The organism is Blautia wexlerae (assembly GCF_013300825.1).
GTDB classification, from domain to species: Bacteria; Bacillota; Clostridia; order Lachnospirales; family Lachnospiraceae; genus Blautia_A; species Blautia_A wexlerae_B.
In genome coordinates, this window is sequence record NZ_JAAIMY010000033.1 from 1 (window position 1) to 18,379 (window position 18,379).

General features: G+C 38.5%; 14 protein-coding genes. 1 reads left to right on the forward strand and 13 read right to left on the reverse strand.

The window, feature by feature from the left end:
* The first annotated feature begins 778 nt into the window (after positions 1–778).
* Complete coding sequence (locus G4417_RS13850) at positions 779–1,963, forward strand: SAM-dependent methyltransferase (RefSeq protein WP_173683911.1); 1,185 nt, start codon at positions 779–781, stop codon at positions 1,961–1,963.
* Positions 1,964–2,112: 149 nt separating this feature from the next.
* Here the strand turns inward: G4417_RS13850 and G4417_RS13855 are convergent, their stop codons facing one another.
* The 13 genes from G4417_RS13855 to udp form a co-directional block, all read right to left on the reverse strand.
* Complete coding sequence (locus tag G4417_RS13855; protein ID WP_243268887.1) at positions 2,113–2,763, reverse strand: HAD family hydrolase; 651 nt, start codon at positions 2,761–2,763, stop codon at positions 2,113–2,115.
* Complete coding sequence (locus G4417_RS13860) at positions 2,763–3,110, reverse strand: Hpt domain-containing protein (RefSeq protein WP_173683912.1); 348 nt, start codon at positions 3,108–3,110, stop codon at positions 2,763–2,765. Before G4417_RS13860 ends, G4417_RS13855 begins: the two co-directional genes overlap by 1 nt.
* 273 nt (positions 3,111–3,383) lie before the next feature.
* Positions 3,384–4,883: a S1C family serine protease gene (locus G4417_RS13865; protein ID WP_173683913.1), complete on the reverse strand. Its 1,500-nt coding sequence runs from the start codon at positions 4,881–4,883 to the stop codon at positions 3,384–3,386.
* Between the two features lie 216 nt (positions 4,884–5,099).
* Positions 5,100–7,589 (reverse strand): DUF5722 domain-containing protein, encoded by a 2,490-nt coding sequence (locus G4417_RS13870; protein WP_202048539.1) that lies wholly within the window; start codon positions 7,587–7,589, stop codon positions 5,100–5,102.
* Positions 7,590–7,734: 145 nt separating this feature from the next.
* On the reverse strand, positions 7,735–8,304 hold the full coding sequence (gene lepB, locus G4417_RS13880) for a signal peptidase I (RefSeq protein ID WP_173683914.1): 570 nt from the start codon (positions 8,302–8,304) through the stop codon (positions 7,735–7,737).
* Positions 8,305–8,688: 384 nt separating this feature from the next.
* On the reverse strand, positions 8,689–10,248 hold the full coding sequence (locus G4417_RS13885; RefSeq protein WP_173683915.1) for an aminotransferase class I/II-fold pyridoxal phosphate-dependent enzyme: 1,560 nt from the start codon (positions 10,246–10,248) through the stop codon (positions 8,689–8,691).
* A 1,015-nt stretch (positions 10,249–11,263) separates the two neighbouring features.
* A complete protein-coding gene (locus tag G4417_RS13890; RefSeq protein ID WP_173683916.1) occupies positions 11,264–12,511 on the reverse strand; it encodes a 3-isopropylmalate dehydratase large subunit in 1,248 nt (415 codons plus the stop codon).
* A gap of 18 nt (positions 12,512–12,529) precedes the next feature.
* Positions 12,530–13,021: a 3-isopropylmalate dehydratase small subunit 1 gene (locus G4417_RS13895; RefSeq protein ID WP_022380260.1), complete on the reverse strand. Its 492-nt coding sequence runs from the start codon at positions 13,019–13,021 to the stop codon at positions 12,530–12,532.
* A 245-nt stretch (positions 13,022–13,266) separates the two neighbouring features.
* Positions 13,267–14,517 (reverse strand): 3-isopropylmalate dehydratase large subunit, encoded by a 1,251-nt coding sequence (locus G4417_RS13900; RefSeq protein WP_173683917.1) that lies wholly within the window; start codon positions 14,515–14,517, stop codon positions 13,267–13,269.
* A gap of 1 nt (position 14,518) precedes the next feature.
* Positions 14,519–15,001, reverse strand: coding sequence for a 3-isopropylmalate dehydratase small subunit (gene leuD / locus G4417_RS13905; RefSeq protein ID WP_008708263.1), 483 nt, complete (start codon positions 14,999–15,001; stop codon positions 14,519–14,521).
* Between the two features lie 159 nt (positions 15,002–15,160).
* Positions 15,161–16,351 (reverse strand): phosphopentomutase, encoded by a 1,191-nt coding sequence (locus G4417_RS13910; RefSeq protein WP_008708264.1) that lies wholly within the window; start codon positions 16,349–16,351, stop codon positions 15,161–15,163.
* A gap of 103 nt (positions 16,352–16,454) precedes the next feature.
* Positions 16,455–16,898 (reverse strand): cytidine deaminase, encoded by a 444-nt coding sequence (gene cdd, locus G4417_RS13915; protein WP_173683918.1) that lies wholly within the window; start codon positions 16,896–16,898, stop codon positions 16,455–16,457.
* An 18-nt stretch (positions 16,899–16,916) separates the two neighbouring features.
* On the reverse strand, positions 16,917–17,702 hold the full coding sequence (udp, locus tag G4417_RS13920) for a uridine phosphorylase (RefSeq protein ID WP_173683919.1): 786 nt from the start codon (positions 17,700–17,702) through the stop codon (positions 16,917–16,919).
* Between the last annotated feature and the right edge of the window lie 677 nt (positions 17,703–18,379).

Below are 18,379 nucleotides of genomic sequence, written 5' to 3' on the forward strand. Positions count from 1 at the left end.
TTCAAGCGACTTGATTACTTTAACATATTCGTTTTAAGTTGTCAAGCACTTTTTTTAATTTCTTTTTTTCTTTCAGAAATCATTTTGAATTGTCTCTTTTCAAGAAACAATTATTTCCGACAGCTCAACTAATATAACACCGAAAGCAGTCCATGTCAACAGTTAATTTCATAATTTGACAAACTTTTTTATTTCCATCCCAGGATCCACCAATCTCACATCAGACATTCATCTCATCTGACACCTGAATTCCAACCATCCCCCCTATCTATCCTTCCTATATCATGAAGCATACACATACCATATATACACAACATCCCCAGCTTTTCCGTCCCCTTCATACTATATATAGGAAACTTTTCTATTCCGCCAAACTAACAAACCACCATCCCGCTTCTCTTTCAGCCATCTCTGTCACAGCCAACAGCCAGCAAGCTCAAATCATTCTCTTCGGCGACATTTGCAGGGCCTTTAGAAAAACTTAGCCCCGGGAAATCTGCGTTATTCGCAGATCACTCACTGTCTGAGCCGCTTCGCGGCGAGTTTGAGTTATCTGCGAATGCTTTTAGCTGATCTTCCCGGGCTTAGTTTTTCTTAAGACCTGAAACCGAGCCGAAGAGAATTGTTTGGGGCTGCGTCCCCTTTTCCCCTTTACAACATATAACATATTTATACATATATTTTGGGTCTTACCACTTTCTTTTTGTACAATTCTCCTCTTGACGCAAACACCCTGTCAAGGTGTATCATAATTCTGTGTTAAAGGAGGTAAACTATTATGTTTGAGACATTAGAAGAAAAGACCGAAGAGAAAGCAATGGTACAGTTCCTTGAACGCTTTACAGATTATCCATTTCTGATAAAGTTTAAGAACTCTGAATATCATATCGGAAAAGGCGAACCTACATTTACAGTAAATTTTAAAAAGACCATTCCCCTTTCGGATCTTGTCAAAAGTACTTCTCTTGCATTAGGAGAAGCTTATATGCGTGGTGATCTTGACATCGAGGGAAATCTTTATGAAGCACTAGACCATTTTCTGGGACAGATGGGTAAATTTTCTACCAATGAATCCGCTCTGAAAAAAATCATGTTCAGCTCCACATCAAAAAAGAATCAGGAAAAAGAAGTCACCAGTCATTACGATATAGGAAATGATTTTTATAAATTATGGTTGGATGAAACCATGAGTTATTCCTGTGGTTATTTCATCCATGAAGATGATACTTTATATCAGGCACAGGTAAATAAAGTAGACTATATTCTGAAGAAATTACATCTCGAAGAAGGTATGAGTCTTCTGGATATTGGATGTGGATGGGGCTTTCTGCTGATTGAAGCAGCCAAAAAATACAAAATACATGGCACCGGAATCACATTAAGCCATGAACAGTATACAGAATTTCAGAAACGAATCAAAGATCAGGGATTGGAAGATTATCTTACCGTTGAACTGATGGATTATCGTGATCTGCCAAAACACGATTATCAGTTTGACCGGGTTGTCAGTGTAGGTATGCTGGAACACGTTGGTCGTGACAATTACCAACTTTTCCTTGATTGCGTAGAAAAAGTCCTGAAACCTGGTGGATTATTCCTTCTTCACTTTATCAGTGCCCTCAAAGAACATCCGGGCGATCCATGGATCAAGAAATACATTTTCCCAGGCGGAACTGTTCCAAGTCTCAGAGAAATTCTGACTCACATGGCAGAAGATAATTTCCATACTCTGGATATTGAAAATCTTCGCCTTCACTATAACAAAACCCTGCTTCACTGGGAAAAGAATTTCCTCGATAACATTGAAAGGGAAAAGTCTATGTTTGATGAATCTTTCCTGCGTATGTGGAATCTCTACTTGTCCGCATGTGCAGCTACTTTTCACAACGGAATTATTGATCTTCACCAGATTCTTATGACCAAAGGAATTAATAATGATCTTCCAATGACACGTTGGTACTAAAGCGATCCTCGTAAATAATACATTTAAAAGAATTACCATAAGATACATTAATAAAAAGAAGAGATTTCGTTATCACAAAATTTAACGAAACCTCTTCTTTTTATTTTTGATCCTTACACTTATTCCACAGACTCTTACTCTGCAAAGTATTATTTACTTTTCATCCAATCAATTGCCGCATCCATCGTGTCGCAATAACAATCGCAGACTTCCTTCATTCTGAAAATATTCGCCCTGTTTTCTTCATCATAAACACCAATGACCACAAATCCGGCCTGCTTTGCAGTTTCCGCAGCATGAAGCGCATCTTCAAACACAACTGTATCCTTCGGTTCTGCCTGCATAAATTCTGCTGCTTTCAGATAAATCAACGGCTCATCTTTTCCGGCACCGACTTCTGTACATGTATAAATCTGCTCAAAGTAATCTCGAATCCCATTTCTCTCAAGTGCTGCTTCTGCCAGTTTCCTGTTTCCGGAAGTTGCAATCACCATCTTCACATTTCGCTCTTTAAGCCATTCCAAAGTTTCTTTCACTCCTGATTTCAGTGGTGCTTCAAACCTGTAAAAATTACTCACAATTTTCAGAACTTCCTCTATAATTTGCGGAATAGACTTTTTCAACTGATATTCTTCCTTCAGCCATGCAGCACCCTGCTCCAGACTCATAGTACGCAGAGCATTCCGAAGATTTCCTCTCACTGCAATCTTATGGTCTGCAAGATAACGCTCTCCAATATCCTCCCACACTGACATAGAATCCAGTAAAGTTCCATCTACATCAAAAACAGCAGCTCTCATCAGTCCATCATGTGGATTGCATCCACTGTATTATTGTACTGCTCTTCCACTTTTGCCAGGAGTTCTTCACAGCCTTCTGTATCTCTTCCCCTGAGCTTCTCTGTAATATCAAAGCTTGGTTTATACAGATTATCAAATCCAAGATTCTGACATACACCTTTTAAAGTATGAGCTGCACGAAAAGCTTCTTCTCCATTTTTCTGTGCCAGATTATCTTTCAGACTCTGAAAACTTCCATCATCCAGAAATTTTTTTGCAAATTTCTTAATAAGTACCTCACTTCTCAGTCTTCCAAGTACACTTTCGTAATCTGCACCCATCTGTTCATAACATTCTTTTACTGTCATATTTTTCTCCTCTTTATCCTCATCCTGCAATTTCACAATTCGTCCGTTTCCACAATGGTATTATTTTATCACACCATATAGCCATTCTCAAGTGCTCTTTCACAAAAGAACTACAGAATCTTTCACAAAAAAATATAAGCAAAACAGAAAAGCACTTTCATATGTAATACTTTTCACATATGAAAGTGCTTTTCTCACTAAATAAAACAAACACCTCCGCAATGTCACAGATTTTACATCCGTATATTTTACAATTTTACTTTCTGATATTATTTATCTGAAGAATCCCTGATTCTGGAAATATTGGATAAATGGATTCTCGCTTTCATCTGTGTCACCAGGTTCCATATCATCTTCACTGTCTGAATCTTCGTTTACATCTGAGTCTTCATCTGCATCTTTTTTAGATTTTTTTGAATCTTTTTTATCTTTCTTGCTGTTGTCATCAGCATCTGTATTTTCATCCAGAGTTACTTTAACAGTTTCTTCTTTATAGCCTGTTCCATGAGGAACCTGTACAGTCAGTTCTACTTCTTCATCTGGTTCATAATAAGAAAGATATTCTATTAACTGATCAGTACTTGAAACAGCCTTACCATTAAATTCGGTAATAACACTATTGGCTTTCAGACCTGCCTTATCAGCAGCTCCACCCTCTGTTACTTCTTTTACAAAAACCCCTGCCGGAATACCATACATCTGAACTGCTTCAGAACTTACAGAATTACCCTTGATTCCAAGTACACCATGTTCAGAGTCATCCAGTTTATCTCTTGATGTTTCATTCATCAGATTCTGAAGAATATCAGTTACATCAGAAATTGCAATTGCATAACCCATACCTTCTACTTCAGTGGAAGCAAGTTTCGCAGAATTGATACCTACAACTTCGCCTTCCATATTCAGAAGAGCACCGCCACTGTTACCAGGATTGATAGCTGCATCTGTCTGAATCAGATTTACACCGTCACCTTTGTCGTCATCGCTTCCATCTGTTACCGTGTTATTGTCAGAGTCCATTCTACGGTTCTTGGCACTTACGATACCGGTTGTAACAGACTGTCCATATCCAAGTGCATTACCGATTGCAATTACCTGCTCACCTACCTTCAGGTCATCAGAACTTCCAATCTTTGCAATTGAAATAGCATCCATTGTATCATCATCAACATCATCCAGGGATACAGATACAACTGCCAGATCTCTCTCTTCATCAAATCCCTTTACAGATGCTTCTACTGCATTTCCATCTGTAAATGCAACTGACAATGTATCTGCACCTTCTACTACATGATAGTTCGTAGCAATCAGAAGTTCATCGTCATTCTTACCAACAATAATACCTGAACCACTGCCCTCTACTTCCTGTTCCTGCTGCTGTGGCGCATATCCATACATTCCATACATTCCGAAATAATTTTGTACTTCCTGAACTGACTTAGTTGTAATAGATACAATAGATGGAAGTGCTTCTGATGCAATTTCAGACACGTCCAAACTTCCTTTTGCTGTACTGGCTGTATCTTTGCTGTCATCTGTCTTGGAATCACTGTCATCTGCATTCTCTTTCTTTTCGGATTTGGCATATGTCAAAGTTGTCTCATCTTTAGAAGCAGCTTCTACTGTTGCAGCTCCATTCCATCCTGTAAGTTTATTTATTCCCTCAAAGCTTCCTGCTGCAAGTCCTCCTGCAAGCACTGCACATAAACTGAGTGTAAGACCTTTCTTTGCAATCTTTCTGATTTTGTCATTTCTGTTATCTTTATTCATCATAATAAAGTCCCTCCCTGAATCTATGTCATTCATGAAACAACTCTGACAGATATTTACAATTTAATTCATTTCCTGCTCATAGCTGAATTCATGTTTCATGTTTATTTATCTCTGTTTCCTTTTGATGCTTCTAAGTATAGAAATCATTTGTGTTCTTTGTGTGGGAAAAATGTGTTTAATCTGTGATTATTTTACTTGTCTGATCAATATTCCTCTTTACTTCCTGTACATACCCGACACCTTTTTAGCTGTATATCCGGGAACCTGCGCTTTCCAGTTACCAACCTGATTATTCAGAACTTTTTTTGTATATTTCAGGGAATTTACCCCGTCCATGTTACAAAATACATTATAGGCCGTCTTCTTCTTTCCTCTGGCATCTTTTAATCCCAATGCCAGCCCCTGTGCAACTTCATGATCCTCATCCTGATAACTTCTTATAATAAATGCATCAATCATCGGATCACAGGCTGCTTTGTAATATGCCAGAGCCATAGATGCAGCCTGAGCTGACTGTCCACCAGAAGAAGATGAATATCCCTGTTCAGACAGAATCACACGTGTGCCGGAACCAAATTTACTTTTTACATAACTGGTAAGAGCCTGTATATTATGCATGGTAATAAATGTTGCCGTATTCCCGTTGCTGCTCAATAATGGTGCATTAACACTTGACCAGAACTTCGCTTCTGTAAGCGGCTGGCTATATGCATGATATGCCAGATTCCAGTTTATGCCCTTCTGCAAGTGTGAAATATTTGATGCAAAACTGTCTAATGTTGACCTGGACGTATAACAAACCGTAAATATATTTTTCTGATTCCAGCAATTATCCAGACAGATAAAGACCTTTGAACTTTCCCGACTGCTACGCACTGCATTATACAAACATCTGAAAGCTTCACTGTACATGGAAATATATTTTGAAAAACTGACATTTCCTACATAATAATAATGACTGGCACTGTTAATCTCATTTCCCAGAATCCAGTTACTTACATAACAGTCATTGCTTCCAAATTTTTCACCCAGATATGCAAATGCAGCTTCCATCTTTTCTCTTGCAGCACTGTTCCCTGTATTCCAGCCATAAAAGGCCGTTTCCCCATAAGGACTTTGTCCTGTTGTCAGATCCTGCGTATATGAATTTCTGTCAAGACTGATCTGTGCGGTAACCTGGATTCCTTTTGCATTACACTGCCGGACAAAATCCTGAAAATTATACAACCCGCTGAAATAATATGTTTTTCCATTGTACTGATATGCCTCTGCGCCATATCCGGTTCGCATAATATCCGATGCAAAAAGATTAAAAAACACCGTTTTTGACTTTGTCTCCGTTACCTGACTGACACTGGTAGATTGAATTCCTTTTTTTGTTTTCGGCAGAAAATATGCTGTTTTATTAATACTGAGTTTTTCAGGACTACTTACGTAATTTTTGCCGCTTATCAACGTATATGCTGTCTTGGATTTCTTTACTGCAACAGCAAATTTTCCCTGCACATATTCCGGATGTCCGGTAACATCCAGCTTGAATGTAATTTTCGCTTTTGCTTTTTCCGGTTTCCTTACCTGAGCTGCTGTTTTTTTTACCTTTCCGGAATTAGAATCCACATATACCAGATAATAATACTCATCAATGCTCTTTACATAATCAGGAATCGTTACACTGGCACTGATTGTTTTTGCTTTCATTCCTCTCAGTGAAGTCAGCGTTGCTGCCTTTACTGAGGCATTAACCTCTTTAATCCATTTTGCATATAAAACAAGCGTACCCTTTGTTCCTTTTTCAATCGTACTGACCTTCTTTTTATATTTACTGTCAGAATACCAGCCTGCAAAATGATATCCTGAACGTGTTGGATCCTTCAATTTTATTTCATCTTCCGCAGTGTAAGTTTTTGGATTGGAAACATTGTTTTTTCCCTTATTCAATTTATATGTGATTTTATATGATGGTGCTTTCTCCCAAATCGCATATAATGTTATTGTTGTTTCATTTTGTGCAGCAGATGCACTATCTTCAGTCAGTGCCAAATCCTCTTCTGATTTTGTATTTTCCGTTCTTTCTAAATTTATATTTATTTCTCCAGCTGAAGACAATTCGCTGCCTGCTTCTCTTTCATCCTCTGTTTTCTGATTTTGTATTTCTGCATCTGATATTTTCAGAAGTTCTTTAATAGAATCTCCTGGCTTATACTTTCGACCAGTACCATCCTCTTTTGTATTCCACTCTTTAAAAATATAACCATTTTTTCCTATTAATGCTTCCGGTGCTTTCGCAGCATCAGCATCCACATATGATATTACATATGTTTTTTTTAACTTATCATCACTATAAAGCTGCATTATATAGCCGTCAGCAGCCTGCCCGGCATTCACCGAATCTTCTGGTTCTAACTGTTCCGACTCCTGCTTATCTGGATCATCTGAATCAATTTCTTTCTGTTCATCTTTTTTATCTGAAATTTTTTCTGCAGTATACGGATTTATTACTTCTCCTGTTTCAAATGTATCTCCAACGTTATCTTCATTAGATATCTTATTTTCCATCTCATTTTCTGTACCATCTCCAAAAGTATCTGTAACCGCTCCAATACCGTCCGCCGAAAACTCTGACGCCCACAATGTCTGAGACACACAGGTTTGAACTACCATAGATGCTGCTAATCCCATTACTATAAACTTCTTCCATCTCTTCATTTTTTTCTCTCCTTCTTTTATAACATTTTCTGTATAAGCAGTCTCCTGATTTACAGTATAACATTTGAAAAATTTTCAGACAAGAAAAGACTGTCAAAATCAGATCACTCATATATGATTTTCTGATTTCAACAGTCTTTTTTAATTATTTTATGGTTCCTATTTTATTTAATGGCCAGTAACGAACTGCTACTTCTGCCTCTATTGCATCCTTCTCCACAAACGGATTCTGCCAATAGCGGGAATCCATGCTGTGATTTCTGTTATCACCTAACATGAAATAGCATCCTTCCGGGACCGTATACGGTCCAAAGCTTCCTTCCGGTGCTTCTGGACAAAAGCTGTCATCCAGTGGCTCTTCTGAATCGTTGATATACACTTTTCCATCTACAATGTTTACTGTTTCTCCCGGCAGACCAATTACTCGTTTTACAAAAAGCTGAGATGGATCATCCGGATATTTAAATATTACAATGTCAAATCTCTTCGGATCATCTTTTACATATGCCAGACGATTCCCAAATACCCTGTCACCAGTCATAATTGTTTCTTCCATAGAACCTGATGGCACTCTTGCATTAATATACACAAAGTGTCCCAACAGGAATGCTATAACAAAAACTACAAGGATAATCTTCGCATAGTCCCACAACTCTTTCCACACAGACTGGCCTTTCTCATCCTGTTCTGTCTGGTTTTTTTCCTCATTTTCCATTTCTCATTATACCTCCAGAAATTTATATTTCGGCATCATTTGATGATATCAGGGGCAAAATACTATTTGTGCCTAACTTCATTTACTGTTATCAGATCTATAAGATATACAATAACCATTTCGCAAATAACGCGTTAAACATAGTTTATCACATCTGATGCCTGTTCACCACTTAATTTTTCATAAAATTTTATCAACATGTTTCACGTGAAACAAATATTTCTTGCTCCTATATGAAAAACAGGAATTATGTTTCACGTGAAACATAATTCCTGTTTTTATAGCAATTCCAATCAGATATTTATTCATAATCAAAGCTGGAGCTTTCTTTGATTTGAGTCAAACAAATATTCACAATCGAAGCAGAGAATTTTTCTGATCCGGTTAAATTTCCTGCTGATAATGCTCCAAAAACTCTCTGATTTTTCCAGCTGCTTCTTTTAATACTTCTATTCTGGGTAAATAAACCACTCTAAAGTGATCCGGCTGATGCCAGTTAAATCCACCGCCATGTACAAGCAGGATTTTCTTCTCTTTTAATAAATCTAATGCAAATTTCTCATCATTTACAATATTAAATTTCTTCGTATCAATCTTAGGGAACATATAAAATGCAGCTTTCGGTTTCACAGCAGTAATTCCCGGAATATCCGTCAATGCATTATAAATATACTCTCTCTGCTCATAAATACGTCCGCCAGGAACAATATAACTCTCCACACTCTGATGTCCCCCTAGCGCAGTCTGGACAATTGACTGTGCCGGAACATTGGAACAAAGTCTCATATTAGAAAGCATCTTAATTCCTTCTATATAATCTTTTGCAATTGCCTTATTGCCACTGAGAATCATCCAGCCGATTCTGAAGCCTGCGATCATATGTGATTTGGATAAACCACTGAATGTTACGCAGAATAAATCAGGAGCCATTGAAGCAATAGAAATATGTTCTGCTCCGTCCATTACAAGACGGTCATAAATTTCATCAGAGAAAATTATCAGATTATGTTCTCTTGCGATATCTACTATCTGTTGTAATATTTCTTTTGGATACAACGCACCTGTCGGATTATTCGGATTTATAATAACAATCGCTTTTGTTCTGCTGTTAATTTTTCTTCTGATATCATCCATATCCGGATACCATTCTGCCTGTTCATCACAAATATAATGTACTGCTTTTCCACCAGCTAAAGTTGCACATGCTGTCCACAACGGATAATCTGGAGATGGAATCAAAATCTCATCTCCATTATCTAACAGAGCTGACATACTGAGATTAATCAGTTCACTGACGCCATTTCCCGTATAAATATCTTCAATAGATACATTAGGGAGCTTTTTCAATTGTGCATACTGCATAATTGCTTTTCTGGCAGAAAATAAACCTTTTGCAGGGGAATATCCCTCACACTCTGTCAACTGCTGTCTCATATCATAAATCACTTCATCCGGTGTTCTGAATCCAAACGGTGCCGGATTTCCGATATTAAGTTTCAAAACCTGAGTTCCTGCGTTTTCCATACGTGCAGCTTCTTCTACAACCGGCCCTCTTACATCATATAACACATTATTCAGCTTAGACGATTTTTTAAATTCACGAACCTGTGCTTCCTCAACTGCCTCTCTGTCATTTTCTTTCATATTATTATAATTGTAATCAAATTTCATATTTTCCATTTGAAATCCTGCCTCATTTGTCTCTTTCTTTAAAGTGTCTACAGATACATCGGTTCCTTTCAGCCATTCAGTTTCTACCCCTAATGTTGCCGCCAGAAAATTAAGAATTTCTGATCTGGGAGTTGTTTTTCCACTCAGATACTGACTCACATGGCTCTTTCCAAGTTTCACGCCCTGCTCTGCCGCCTTTTTTACAAGGTCGATCTGCTTCATATTCTTCTGTTCCATCGCTTTTTTTAATCGTTCAGCAAATATATTATTCATAAATACTATCTCCGTTTTCTGTAAAAAGAATTACCCTGTTCTAATCAATGGTTATTGTTATATTTCTTAATTCCTTCGCATATATTTATTGTTATAGAAAGAACAGATATATTATATCGTTTATACGGGAATCAAAATGCATACAGACATTAATCAAGTTCAAATATATTTCTTCCTGCATTATATGCAAATATATGTTCTGTTCATTTTTCAAACCCGCATTTTATCAGCTTTTTCAAGTTTTTTTCTTTGCTATTATACTATAATTGAACTATTAATTCAACAGTAAATTTCATTATTTTCAATTTTATTAGTATGGTTCAATACCTAGTTCATTTTGCAGTTCATTATTTATTGAACCATGTTGAACTCATCAATCATCTTGTTATATTGGTTCAATTAGTTTAATTTTGTTTTTAACTACATGTTGAACTTAAATTAAACTCTCTCTTATTTTAGTTTAGTTTTTGTTCAATTTGTTTTTTTATCTCTTTGATATTCCCTTTATCTACACGATTTTTACTTCATTTAGCAGATTCTATTTGTTCAATTTTAAGTTCAAAAAGCGTATGTTTTAGTCGAAGATCAGACTCCTACTGGACAATTCTGTCTAAGAAACTTTTTCTATACAATCAAATTTACATGCTTTTCCCCGTCCTTTCTTTACTTATTATCCCGTCAGATAATTTATTATGTGATATGAAACATATTACAGTGTCATTCTCTGACACAAGAAAAATCCTGCAAGCAAGATTCTCCGTCTGCGGCAGGTACTTCAGCGACATAATTCCTCTACACAGCAGTGCACTCCTGCCCGGAAGGCTTTACTTTCTCTGCGCCTTTATGTATGTTATAGGGACATTACAAAGTAATCTCCTATAACATAAAATAAGTCCACTGCTTACTCTTTTTATAAATAATGCAGTGGACTTATCCGTTAATTTTATTCTTTTGTTATTCTGTAGTTTTGTTGCTTATCTGTACGATTTATGTCGCATTCGTTTTATCGTCCGTTTTATTTCTCTGGATTTACAATTTTACCAGCAATTGCACACGCTGCTGCTGTTTTTGGTGATGCAAGGTAAATCTCTACCTTAGATGTTCCCATTCGACCAAGGAAATTTCTGTTATTTGTAGCTACTACACGTTCACCATCGGTAAGGATACCTCCTGCACGTCCACAGCACAATCCACATCCGGGATGTGTGATCATTGCACCTGCCTCTGCCAGAGTATCCATAATTCCCTCTGCAATTGCCTGACGGTATATTTTACGGCTTGCAGGAGTTACAATCAATTTAACGTAATCTGCTACCTTTTTGCCCTTTAACACCTCCGCTGCAGCTCTGAGATCCTCCAGACGGCCATTTGTGCAGGAACCGATAAATACCTGATCTATTTCTGTTCCTTCAAGTTCACTTACATTTTTAATCTTATCTACCTGAGACGGACATGCCATAACCGGTACAAAATCCTCTGCGCGATAAGTGATTGTTTTCATATAGGTTGCATCTTCATCTCCTGTAAGGCTCTTCTGGAACTCATTCAACTCTATATCACAATATTCTGCAGTTTTTTCATCCGGTGTAAACAGCGCACATTTTGCACCTGCCTCAATCGCCATATTTGCCATAGTCATACGGCTTGCTACTGTCATACTCTTTACTGTACTGCCAGTAAATTCAAGTGCTCTGTATGTAGCTCCATCAGCTCCCAGATCACCGATCAGACGCAGGATGATATCTTTGGACATAACATTTTCCGGAAGTTCTCCCTCGATCACAACTTTAATTGTCTCAGGAACTTTGATCCACATAGTTCCTGTTCCCAGAATACTTGCCATCTCTGTATATCCGATACCGGAAGAGAAAGCGCCTACACATCCGTAGGTAGTGGTATGACTGTCTGTACCAAATACAATATTTCCCGGTTTTACATAACCTGCCTCTGTCATTAACTGGTGGCAGATTCCATCACTTCTGTGAACATTTTTCATGCCATATTTCCTGGCAAAAGCATCTCCCGCATGGAAATGTCTGGTATCATCTAATTGACTTGCAGGAACCAAATGGTCATATATGAGTACTGCTTTATCTGGATCCCAGAGCTTCGTAAAGCCCATTTCTTCAAACTTTTCTGCTACAAATGGAATAAATATATCATGAATCATAACCCTGTCTACATTGACCGTTACAATGTCTCCAGGCTTTACTGTTTTTCCAACATTGTTTCTTATAATTTTCTCAATAACTGTCTCGCCCATTTTCCTCTCCTTTCCAAATCAATCCAGCCCATTCAGTTTGCGCATGGCTTTTACAAGTCCGCCAGCCTGAATAATGCTCATCAGATTTTCCGGAAGAGAAGCAATCGGGTACTGTTTTCCATTGTAATCTACATGTTCATTCATTACCACAGTGACTTCATCACCTTCTTTGATATCATCATGAAGATCTGGCTGCTCGATCAGTAACAGACCATTATTAATAGAATTTCTGAAGAAAATTCTCGCAAAAGATTTGGCAATTACACACTGAATTCCCAGTGCTTTGATAATTTCCGGTGCCTGTTCTCTGGAAGAACCACATCCAAAGTTCTTTCCTGCAACAATAATGTCGCCTTTCTGAATCTGTCCTGCCAGTTCCGGACGCAGAGGACTGAATCCGTACTGTTTCATATCGTCGATTGTTTTCAGTGCGAGATATTCTGTTGGAATAATAATATCTGTATCAATGTCATCATCCAGAACCCACACTTTTCCTGTGAATTTTTCCATAATCTTACCTCTTATCTTCTATCTTCACTTGTAACTGTTCAGTACTTTCACAGTCACAAGTTAAAATTCATTCAAACGAATTGTGATATACCATACCGAATAACTACTCCGCAGTTTATCAGGATGAGCTTGCTCTCCTCCTGATACAAACAAATCTCCACCTGCTGTCTATTGCTTTTCGCAACCTTCGCAGGAAATTTACTTGATTCGGTTAAATGTTTCACGTGAAACATTTATAATTAGCATCACACCTCACTTGCCAGCGCAATCTTTCCTGTAATGGCAGATGCTGTAACAGTAGCGGCTGATCCCAGATATACTTTGGAGCTTGGATGTCCTGCACGACCTTTGAAATTACGTGTTCCTGTACTGATCAGAACTTCATTCTCACCGATCACACCCTGACAGCTTCCCCAGCATACACTGCAGTTCGGATTCATAACAATGGCTCCAGCCTCCATAAACGTGTCAATAAGTCCCTCTTTTAATGCCTGACGGTAAATAGTCTGGCTTGCAGGCACAACGAGGAATCTGACGCCCTCAGCAACCTTCTTGCCCTTGATGATTTCTGCACCGACACGTAGATCTTCAATACGTCCGTTGTTGCAGGATCCCAGAAATGCTTCATTGATTTCAATTCCACAGGCTTCTTCTGCTGGCACAACATTGTCTACAAAATCAGGTTTCGCAACTACAGGACGGACTTTTGATAAATCAAATGTATATTCTCTCGCGTAAACTGCATCCGGATCACTGTGATATACAGCCTTTGGCTCACGTCCATGTTCTTTCAGGTATTCAATAGCTTTCTCATCTGCTTCAAAGATACCTGTCTTTGCACCGGCTTCTACTGCCATGTTGCAAAGCGCCATACGATCGCTGATACTGAGTGTTTTCGCACCCTCGCCTGTAAATTCCATTGCCTGATAGTTACATCCATTTGCTCCGATTTCCCCAATGATTGTAAGAATCAGATCTCTTGCGTAAACTCCTTCCTGAAGTTTACCTGTCAGATTAAATTTTACACTCTCAGGAACCAGTACCCATGAAGTACCTGTTACCATACCATAAAGGAAATCTGTACATCCTACACCTGTTCCAAATGCGCCTAACGCACCGTATGAACAGGTATGGCTGTCTGCACCAAAGATCAGTTCACCCGGACGGACATAATTCTCGATCATAACCTGATGGCAGACACCTTTTCCTTCCCAGAAATCAATGTTATGTTCTTTTGCAAAATCTCGCATCTTCTTCTGGGATGCTGCTGTTTTCGGGCTGTCAGATGGTACATTATGATCCACGATAAACACCAGCTTACTTGTATCTGCAATGTGCGGATTTTTTAATTTATTGTTATACATATCAACCGTAAGATGTGTGGTTCCATCATTACTCATGAGACGATCGAGTTTAACTGTATGAATATCTCCCGGTTTTACGCTGTCAACACCTGCTGCCGCAGCAATAATCTTTTCTGCAATTGTCATTCCCATTTTATTTCTCCTCCTTGTTCAGAGATGCGATCAGACCACCCTGATTCAAAATATTCTGCATATATTCCGGAAGCTTTGTACAGGAATATGTTTTTCCGTTAGCTTCAACTGTTCCCTCTGACATATGAAGAACCATCTTATCTCCGGTATTTACTTCGTCCGGAAGATCTTTGCAGACAATTACCGGCAAACCAATATTAATAGAGTTTCTGTAAAAGATTCGTGCAAAAGATTTTGCTACAACTGCCTGTACTCCCAACGCTTTCAGAACACCAGGCGCCTGCTCTCTGGAAGAACCACATCCAAAGTTTTCTCCACCTACCACGAAATCTCCCGGTTTTACTTTCTTTGAAAAATCCGGATCCAGAGATTCAAATGCATGACCTTTCATCTCATCCAGATTAGGAAGTAACAGATACTGTGATGCTATGATCTGGTCTGTATCCAGGTCATTATGAAATTTAAAAATTGTTCCTGTTTCCATAAAAACTGTTTCCTTTCTGTATCATTTTATCTTTTTACAATTTATCACTTGTCTCTCTTTAACGATTTAGTCAGATAAATTCTTTTCCTATTTTAGCACAAAAGACAGGAGATTGAAAACGCCTGTTTTCAATATTCCTGTCTTTTTTTACAATCGTTATTACATTAACTCTTTTAAAACAGAATGTCCAATTGTTCCCTCAGGCATTGGCACTCCAAAATTCTCCGCCACAGAAGCACCGATCACAGCAAAAGTATCTTCATCTTTTATCGCACCGCCATTTTTCATTCTCTTTGAGTAAGCAATGAATGGTACATATTCTCTTGTATGGTCAGTTCCTGTATAAGTCGGATCATTTCCATGATCTGCAGTGAGAATAAGCAGATCATTCTCTCTCATTTCTTCTAACAACACACCCAGATTTTTGTCAAATTTCTCAATCTCTTTTCCGTAACCTTCCACATTTCTTCTGTGTCCCCATAATGCATCAAAATCTACAAGATTAACAAAACATAACCCTCTGAAATCTCTCTTGCAGATTTCAATTGTCTGCTCCATTCCATGTACAGAGCTGTCTGAATGATGAGTTTCTGTAATGCCTTCTCCGCAAAAAATATCATGAATCTTTCCAACACCGATCACATCAAATCCATGATCTTTCAACACGTTTAACGTGGTAAGTCCGGTGGGTTTCAATGCATAATCATGACGGTTACTGGTACGTTTAAATTCACCTTTTTTCTTACCAATGTACGGTCTTGCAATAACTCTGCCAACTCTCCATTCATCCTTCATGGTAATTTCTCTTGCAATTTCACAGCAGCGGTACAGATTCTGAAGATCAAAGGTTTCTTCATTTCCGCAAATCTGAAGAACAGAATCTGCTGAAGTATAAACAATCATTGCACCCGTCTGAATCTCCTCTTCACCCAGTTCCTCAATAATCTCCGTTCCGCTTGCGCTCTTGTTTCCTATCACTCTTTTTCCGCATCTTTTCTCCAGTTCTGCGATCAATTCCGGCGGGAACCCTGTTTCTGTAAAGGTTTTAAATGGTTTTTCTGTTTTGATTCCCATCATCTCCCAGTGTCCGGTCATGGTATCTTTTCCATTGCTAGCTTCACCCAGATGCGTATATCGCCCCTTGGGATTCTCAACACCCGCCATTTTTCCTGCCGGATGAAGATTCAACATTCCCAGTTTTCTAAGATTTGGAATCTCCAGAGAACCCATTTTCTCAAGAATATGTCCAAAAGTATCCACCCCGATGTCACCAAATTTTGCTGAATCCGGCATTGCCCCGATCCCCAGAGAATCAAGTACAATTACAAAAATTCTGTCGTAATTTTTCATTTATGTTTACTCCTTCTCTTACATTTTATTAATCGCTGACCTTTTCCTGTTCCCTTTCATTCGTCATTCACTTTTTTACTTTTCGCAATGATGGAAGTTTACCTTATATCTCTCGGGAATTTATCAGATTCCGTGGTCCAAATCCCAGCGGTAGCAAATCCTTCAGTGTGTAGATATCATAATGTTCTTTATCTATTGCCAGAATAATCCGAAATGTCTCCGGATCACAGAACTCCATCATTACCTGACGGCAGACACCACAGGGAGCTGTATACTTTGTCAAAATCCCAGCTTTTCCACCCACAATACAAATTGCGTCAAACTCCCTGACGCCTTCGCTCACTGCTTTAAAAATTGCGGTTCGTTCTGCACAGTTCGTAGGTGTATATGCTGCATTTTCAATGTTACACCCTGTATAAATCTGTCCGTTTTTTGTAAGTAATGATGCACCAACCTTAAAATTTGAATAAGATGTATAAGAAAATTTGAGCTGTTCCATTGCAGTCTCAATCAGTTTGCTGATCATTGATTTTTCCAGATTCTGCATTCTCTGTCACCTCCGTCCTTACAGAACTTGTCCCTGATCTTCTTTAATCATTCTGCAGATTGCCTCTACAGCTACCCGGATTGCCATGTCTGTATCATGTACAACCGGATTCTCAAGACCCAGCTTCTCTCTCTCCTGATTTGCCAATACCAACAGACAGGAACCCATTCTCACCCTGAGTTTACCGGCTACGATGAAAAGTGCCGCAGATTCCATTTCAGAAGCAAGACATCCCATTCGTTTCCAGGCTTCCCATTTATTGATCAACTCATAACCTGCCGGCATTGCTTCCGGCTCATGCTGCCCATAGAAAGAATCTTTAGACTGTACCACACCTGTATGATATACAAATCCCTTCTCCTTTGCAGCTTCGACAAGAGCATTGGTCACATCCAGGTTTGCCACTGCCGGATACTCAATTGGCGCATATTCTCTGCTTGTTCCTTCCATACGTACTGCTGCTGTTGCAATCACAATGTCTCCACTTTTTATTTCCGTCTGCATTCCACCACAGGTTCCGATTCTGACAAAAGTATCCGCTCCGCAGCGATACAGCTCTTCCATTGCAATGGACGCTGATGGGCCACCAATACCGGTTGACGTTACACTTACCTTCACTCCATCCAGTGTTCCTGTATAAGTGATATATTCCCTGTTGTCTGCAATCAGTACAGGATTATCAAAATACTGTGCAATCTTTACACATCTTTTCGGATCTCCCGGAAGGATCACATAACGGCCCACTTCACCATTTGCCACTTGAATATGATACTGTCTGTTTACATCTTCTGAGTAATTTTTCATAGTCATCCCATCCTTTTCGTTTTCACGTGAAACATCGGTTGCCACTGTTTAACAATCCTCTTAATTAATGCATTTAAGACAGTTCAACAGGATTTCATGTTCTGATGAGCTGAATCAATATGCATTATTTACAAGAATTACTATAGTATCTTCCTTTTATTATGATTATAAATCATATACCTGTATGAGAAAAGTTCTTTTTTCGATCTGAATCCAATATCCGTCCATCTGCAAATATCTTCCTTGCTTTCGCACTCTGCTGAACTGTCTTAAATGCATTATTTACGAGGATTGCTATAAGTCAAAAATCAAATACGCTGCATCGAATATTGCTTCCATCACATCTGGAATCTGTGGTTTATAATTGTTTTCTCTCATTATTAAACATGCCATGAATGTTTTTTTACTCTGTCCTGCATATAATAGTCACAAATAGCAAAAACTTTATCTACAAGCGTACGGTCGAGCCCCTGAACTTTCATTTCAAAAGGATCCAATCGGAAATTTTTAATCTCTTCTGGAGCTTCTTCTATCATCATGTCCCCAATATAACTATGAACTGAAAGAATAAAGAAACAAATGCACCTGTTATAGTGGCTCCGCCGTAGTTCCAACTTTTACATGGAATGAAAGGAAAAGGACAGCACAAAAAAGGCGAAACTGCACTGCCTTTCCTG

Coding starts and splice junctions, on each gene's coding strand:
- G4417_RS13850 (WP_173683911.1), top strand. CDS start 779: ATGTTTGAGACATTAGAAGAAAAGACCGAAGAGAAAGCAATGGTACAG.
- G4417_RS13855 (WP_243268887.1), bottom strand. CDS start 2,763: ATGAGAGCTGCTGTTTTTGATGTAGATGGAACTTTACTGGATTCTATG.
- G4417_RS13860 (WP_173683912.1), bottom strand. CDS start 3,110: ATGACAGTAAAAGAATGTTATGAACAGATGGGTGCAGATTACGAAAGT.
- G4417_RS13865 (WP_173683913.1), bottom strand. CDS start 4,883: ATGATGAATAAAGATAACAGAAATGACAAAATCAGAAAGATTGCAAAG.
- G4417_RS13870 (WP_202048539.1), bottom strand. CDS start 7,589: ATGAAGAGATGGAAGAAGTTTATAGTAATGGGATTAGCAGCATCTATG.
- lepB (WP_173683914.1), bottom strand. CDS start 8,304: ATGGAAAATGAGGAAAAAAACCAGACAGAACAGGATGAGAAAGGCCAG.
- G4417_RS13885 (WP_173683915.1), bottom strand. CDS start 10,248: ATGAATAATATATTTGCTGAACGATTAAAAAAAGCGATGGAACAGAAG.
- G4417_RS13890 (WP_173683916.1), bottom strand. CDS start 12,511: ATGGGCGAGACAGTTATTGAGAAAATTATAAGAAACAATGTTGGAAAA.
- G4417_RS13895 (WP_022380260.1), bottom strand. CDS start 13,021: ATGGAAAAATTCACAGGAAAAGTGTGGGTTCTGGATGATGACATTGAT.
- G4417_RS13900 (WP_173683917.1), bottom strand. CDS start 14,517: ATGGGAATGACAATTGCAGAAAAGATTATTGCTGCGGCAGCAGGTGTT.
- leuD (WP_008708263.1), bottom strand. CDS start 15,001: ATGGAAACAGGAACAATTTTTAAATTTCATAATGACCTGGATACAGAC.
- G4417_RS13910 (WP_008708264.1), bottom strand. CDS start 16,351: ATGAAAAATTACGACAGAATTTTTGTAATTGTACTTGATTCTCTGGGG.
- cdd (WP_173683918.1), bottom strand. CDS start 16,898: ATGCAGAATCTGGAAAAATCAATGATCAGCAAACTGATTGAGACTGCA.
- udp (WP_173683919.1), bottom strand. CDS start 17,702: ATGAAAAATTACTCAGAAGATGTAAACAGACAGTATCATATTCAAGTG.